Origin of the sequence: Aromatoleum evansii, assembly GCF_012910805.1 — a bacterium.
Classification (GTDB): Bacteria; Pseudomonadota; Gammaproteobacteria; order Burkholderiales; family Rhodocyclaceae; genus Aromatoleum; species Aromatoleum evansii.
The window spans coordinates 1-5,205 of sequence record NZ_WTVK01000119.1 but is presented as its reverse complement, the minus strand read 5'-3'; the positions used below and the strand labels follow the sequence as shown (position 1 = coordinate 5,205).

The following is a 5,205-nucleotide window of genomic DNA, read 5'->3' as shown; positions in this document are numbered from 1 at the left end:
GCCCTCCCCGTCATCCGTCCCGTCAAGGGAAAAGCGCAGGGCCACGCCTTCGGCAAAGGAGCGCGGCGTCGCCTCGCGACCGACCGCCGAGACCGCCGCCGTTTCACCCTTCAACGCCAAGCCCGGCGCGGCTTGCAGCCCGACCGCCGGCGACGTCAGGTCGAATCCGGTGCCGGCGAGACTGGCCGGCGAACTCATCATCCCGGTTGCGATCAACGACGGGGCACCCGTCAGTCGAGCTGCCCGGTCCTCGTAATGGATCGTCACGCCGCGCCCCGACAGGGTCACGGCATCGGCCATCGCCGCCGGCGCGGCGACAAGCATGAACATCGAAATAAGGACTGCTTTTTTATCGATGATGAACATGGGCATCACCTCTCTCTCGGGGTGCAGGCGATTCATTTGCGCCTGCACTGTTCCGTCCATCAGGCAATCACGAACAATTGCCTTTGGAAAATTTTCCGGAACTGTTTTTGGATATTGCATCGCACCATAACGAAATTAAAAGGTGCCAGTCAATGCAAGAGAGCTTCGTTTTCATTTCACAATTCAATTGTAAAAATCACGCAACAAATTCCGCTATTACCTGCCCCATATCCGTGCAATCGGCACCAGGCAGGTGCAATCCAACAAGCATCCGGCGCGGCGACGCCCCCTTGCGGGGCATTTCCATCCTTTTCGGCTAGAAACGAAAACGCATCGACAAATCCGCGGTATCGGCCGAATAGGCACGCAGGCTGCGCGAGCCGTCGCGCTCCTGGCGCTGCACGCTGAAGGCGAAGCTCAGCGCACGCATCGGCCGGTACTCCGCGTGCAGGCCATAGCGGCGGCTGCGGTCCTCCGGCTTCTCGCGCACCGCCCCCGCCCCGATCAAGTCCGGGTCGCCGCGGTAATCGCGTCGGCGCCACTCCAGTCCCGCCCCCAGGCTGACCTTGTCCGTCACGTTCCATCTGGGCGCCAGCCGCAGCGCATCGGTCACCGCGTAGTTGGCGGCGAGATCCTGCTGGGCGCCGATTTCCCGCCGCGCGCTCAGCTCCACCGACGTCTTCGCCGTCGCGTCCCAGACGACCCCTAGGCGCCCGATCGTCCCGTGGAAATCGCGTTCGGGCGCGAGGCGGTACTCCAGCCGCGTCCGTCCGATGTAGCCGGAAACCCGCGTAGCGCCTGAGAGTTGCCACTCCCCGCCGAGGCGCACCTCCTGCTGCCGGTAGTCGCGGATCGAGCCCGCCACCGCCGGCCGGTTCGCGTACTGGCCGTCGGTGTCGCGCAGCTTCAGCACCACCCGATTGCCCGTGGGCGGCCGGTAGGTGAGGTTCAGATCCACCGTATCGGCATCGAACTCCGCCGCATCGGCATCGCTGCGATCGAACCTGCTCCGCGTATGGGCGAAGCCGGCTCCGACCGCCCAGCGGGGATGCCACCAGAAGTCTGCGCTGGCGTGCGTGCGAGCATAGGCATTCAGGTTGCGCTCGCTCCCGCCCGCCTCGTCGAAGCCCGTCAGCGATTCGCGATACAGGTGGCTCAGCTCTCCGCTCCAGCGGTTCCCGAGTTGCCATTCCCAGGCCAGCCGCGCATCCGGACGGTCGTGATCGAGATCGCTGTGCACCGCATAGCGCGCACTGACGAGATTCAGATCCGCCAACAAGCGCTGACGGCCATAACGGCGATCGAACTTCAGTCCAATTCCCGTTTCGCTCACCGTATCGTGCGCCTTGTTTTCGGGCGCACGCTCGCCGTCGTCGAGCCGATAGAGATTGCTCTCGTAGCGGATCGATTGACTGACACTGAAATTGAGTGCATCCCCTTCATCGGCTCGCGCCACCTGGTGTACACATACCGATGCAAAGGTCATCACGCACGTAATCGAACTGAAATATCGCATGCCTTGCTTGCCATTAGCTTCGGCACAAGAATAGTCGAAACGGATCGGAAGAAAATTGAGCTTGTAAGCACATTAAAAAACGCCCGCATCCATGAATCGCGAGAAAACGCAGCGGCTGCAGCGACACCTGCACCGACATAAAACACCATGTCGTGACGATGGTTTATCAACCTAACAAACTGATTAAAATGTATTTTTATAGCTTAAATAACTAGCAACCCGATGTAACAAATGACAATAGTATTGTTATGGCGAACGTCACCCTCCCAACCCGTCTCTCATTTGCGCAAATATTTTCTTTTACATATCGGCAGTCGTATCGGAGCCCGTCCAGTAAGATGCGCCGGACGCTACCGTAAATCGCTCGCGGCACATTCATCACACCCGAATCGAAGCGAATGGACGTGATCGTGCGGCGCACAAATCTCAAATTCCTTAAATAATGCTTGCAGCCCTGGATAGACAAGGCAGCCTGCTGCGCGGCAGCTTCACCTTGAGCGGCGCAATCGAGGCATTCATCGACCCGCTCACCGTCGTCGCGGTCCTGTACGCCTGCGCCGCATGGCACGGCGAACGCCTGCTGAGTCCGCCCTACATGATCCTGGGCGCGCTCGCGTTCGCGCTCACCTTTCCCGGCAATATCGGATTGCATGAAGACGCGCGCACCATGGTGCGCAAGGTCGCAACCAACTGGCTCCTGTTCGTAGCGGCGGTGGGCGCCTTCGGTTACGCCAGCGGCTACCTGCACTACTTTCCGCAGTCGATGCTCGTGGGCTGGATCGCAGCCACCCCGCTCGCGCTCCTCTCCGTTCACGCAGTCGCCCGACAGGCCTTGCCCAGGTGGATGGCGATCGGCGACAACCAGCGCATCGCGGTCGTCGCCGGCGTGAACGACATCGGCCTGAAGCTCGCGCGCGAGTTCGGCCAGCACGCCTACCTCGGCACCCGCGTCGTCGGCTTCTTCGACGACCGACCGCGTGCGCGCCTGCCCGACAACGGCGAAATCCCCCTGCTCGGCCCGCTCGCCGGGCTCGCCGAGTTCGTCAAGCGCCGCCGCGTCGAAGCGATCTACCTCGCCCTGCCGATGGCCCCGCAGCCCCGCATCCTTGCCCTGCTCGACGACCTCAAGGACACCACAGCGTCGATCTACTTCGTGCCCGACATCTTCGTCACCGACCTGATCCAGGGACGCCTGGACAACGTCGGCGGCATGCCCGTCGTCGCCGTCTGCGAGACGCCCTTCACCGGCTTCAACAACATCGTCAAGCGCGGCTCCGACTTCCTCCTCGCGCTACTGATCCTACTGCTGCTGAGCCCCCTGCTGCTGGCCGTCGCGGCCGGCGTCAAGCTCTCCTCCCCCGGCCCCGTCGTCTTCAAGCAGCGCCGCTACGGCCTCGACGGCCGCGAGATCCTCGTCTACAAGTTCCGCTCGATGACCGTCTGCGACGATGGCGCGAGCGTGCGGCAGGCCACGCGCAACGACAGCCGCATCACCCCCTTCGGCGCCTTCATTCGCCGCACCTCGCTCGACGAATTGCCGCAGTTCATCAACGTGCTGCAGGGGCGCATGAGCATCGTAGGCCCGCGACCGCACGCCGTCGCGCACAACGAGGCCTACCGCAAGCTCATCAAGGGCTACATGATCCGGCACAAGGTCAAGCCGGGCATCACCGGCTGGGCGCAGGTCAACGGCTACCGCGGCGAGACCGAGACGCTCGACAAGATGGAGAAGCGCATCGAGTACGATCTCGACTACCTGCGCAACTGGTCGCTCGGCCTCGACCTCTGGATCATCGTCAAGACGGCGCTCATGGTCGTGCGCGACCCGAACGCATACTGAGGTGAGCGGGCGCGAAACTCGCCGCGCCGCGCACCGTCAAACCGCTGTCTACCGAAACCCGACCATGATCCCTGCCCGCCCCCTCCTTCTCCTCTTGCTCGGCCTGACCGCGAACGGCATCGCCGGCGCCGCGCAACCGACCGACATCCGTCCCGGCCTGTGGGAATTCCGCTCGACCCGGCTCAACATCGCCGGCCTGCCCGACATGTCCGCGCAGATGGCCCAGGCGCAGCAATACCTCCGCAACCTTCCGCCCGACATGCGCCGGATGGTCGAACAGGAGATGAGCACACGCGGCGTCAAACTGGGCAACGACGGCACGGTGCGCAGCTGCATCACGCCTGAGCAGGCGAAGTCGGACACCATCTACTCGGGCAAGACCGAAGGCAACTGCACGCTCGACCAGGTCGTGAAATCCGGCAGCACCGTGCGCGGTCAGCTCACCTGCACGCGGCCGGCGGCCACTGGCAACTTCGAGGCGCACGTGCAGACGCCCGAGCGCTTCACAACGCGGGTGCATATGAATTCCACGCGCGGGGACATGCAGATGGACACGGACGCACGCTGGATCGGCGCCGACTGCGGCGCTCAAGGCCAAGGCTGAGTTCCCGGGGGGCGCTGCAGCGCCACACCGCGCCGCAGCTCGTGCACAATGGCGCATCCGGCCGCGCACTGCATCCGGCTGACTCCCCGACACGAAGAACTCATGAAAATCGCCACCTGGAACGTCAACTCCCTCAAGGTCCGCCTGCCCCACGTCCTCGACTGGCTCGCCGCCAACCAGCCGGACGCCCTGTGCCTGCAGGAGCTCAAGATGGAGGACAAGGCCTTCCCCGTCGCCGAACTGGAAGCGGCCGGCTACCACGCGGTGTTCAACGGCCAGAAGACCTACAACGGCGTCGCGATCCTCAGCCCGCAGGCGCCGGACGCGACGACGCGGGACATCCCCGGCTTCGCCGACGAGCAGAAGCGCATCATCGCCGCCACCATAGGCGGCGTGCGCATCGTCAGCGCCTATTTCCCGAATGGCCAGGCCGTTGGTTCCGACAAGTTCGAATACAAGCTGCGCTGGCTTGCCGCCCTCACCGAGTGGCTGCGCGACGAGATGAAGACCCACGAGCGCCTCGTCCTCGCCGGCGACTTCAACATCGCCCCCGAGGAGCGTGACGCCCACCCCGACTGGAAGGACGAGATCCACGTCTCGCCGCCCGAACGCGCCGCCTTCGCCGCCCTGACCGAGCTGGGACTTGCCGACGCCTTCCGCCTCTTCGAGCAGCCGGAGAAAAGCTATTCGTGGTGGGATTACCGCATGGGCGCGTTCCGCCGCAACTTCGGCCTGCGCATCGACCACGTCCTCGTCTCCCAGGCGCTGCGCGCAAGCTGCCGCGGCTGCACCATCGACAAGGCCCCGCGCAAGCTCGAGCGCCCCTCCGACCACGCCCCGGTGGTCGTCGAACTGGACCTGTGAGCCCCGCCCCATGAG

5 protein-coding genes are annotated in these 5,205 nt (G+C 64.0%); 3 read left to right on the top strand and 2 right to left on the bottom strand.

Going from position 1 to position 5,205, the window contains the following annotated elements:
- Both GO615_RS27060 and epsL read right to left on the bottom strand, forming a co-directional pair.
- The coding region (locus GO615_RS27060) for a hypothetical protein (protein WP_211167392.1) at positions 1-366 on the bottom strand (366 nt) is incomplete at its 3' end.
- A gap of 316 nt (positions 367-682) precedes the next feature.
- The gene (epsL, locus tag GO615_RS27055; RefSeq protein ID WP_169132950.1) at positions 683-1,852 is read right to left on the bottom strand and encodes an XrtB/PEP-CTERM-associated polysaccharide biosynthesis outer membrane protein EpsL; all 1,170 of its coding nucleotides are present in this window, start codon (positions 1,850-1,852) and stop codon (positions 683-685) included.
- Between the two features lie 472 nt (positions 1,853-2,324).
- Here epsL and GO615_RS27050 point away from each other — a divergent pair, with 472 nt between their 5' ends.
- From GO615_RS27050 to xth, 3 genes are all read left to right on the top strand, one after another.
- The gene (locus tag GO615_RS27050; protein ID WP_246262488.1) at positions 2,325-3,722 is read left to right on the top strand and encodes an undecaprenyl-phosphate glucose phosphotransferase; all 1,398 of its coding nucleotides are present in this window, start codon (positions 2,325-2,327) and stop codon (positions 3,720-3,722) included.
- 64 nt (positions 3,723-3,786) lie between these two features.
- Positions 3,787-4,326 carry a DUF3617 domain-containing protein gene (locus GO615_RS27045; protein WP_169132948.1) on the top strand — a complete coding sequence of 180 codons (540 nt, stop codon included), beginning with the start codon at positions 3,787-3,789 and terminating at the stop codon, positions 4,324-4,326.
- 102 nt (positions 4,327-4,428) lie between these two features.
- Complete coding sequence (xth, locus tag GO615_RS27040) at positions 4,429-5,190, top strand: exodeoxyribonuclease III (RefSeq protein ID WP_169132947.1); 762 nt, start codon at positions 4,429-4,431, stop codon at positions 5,188-5,190.
- Positions 5,191-5,205: the final 15 nt, after the last annotated feature.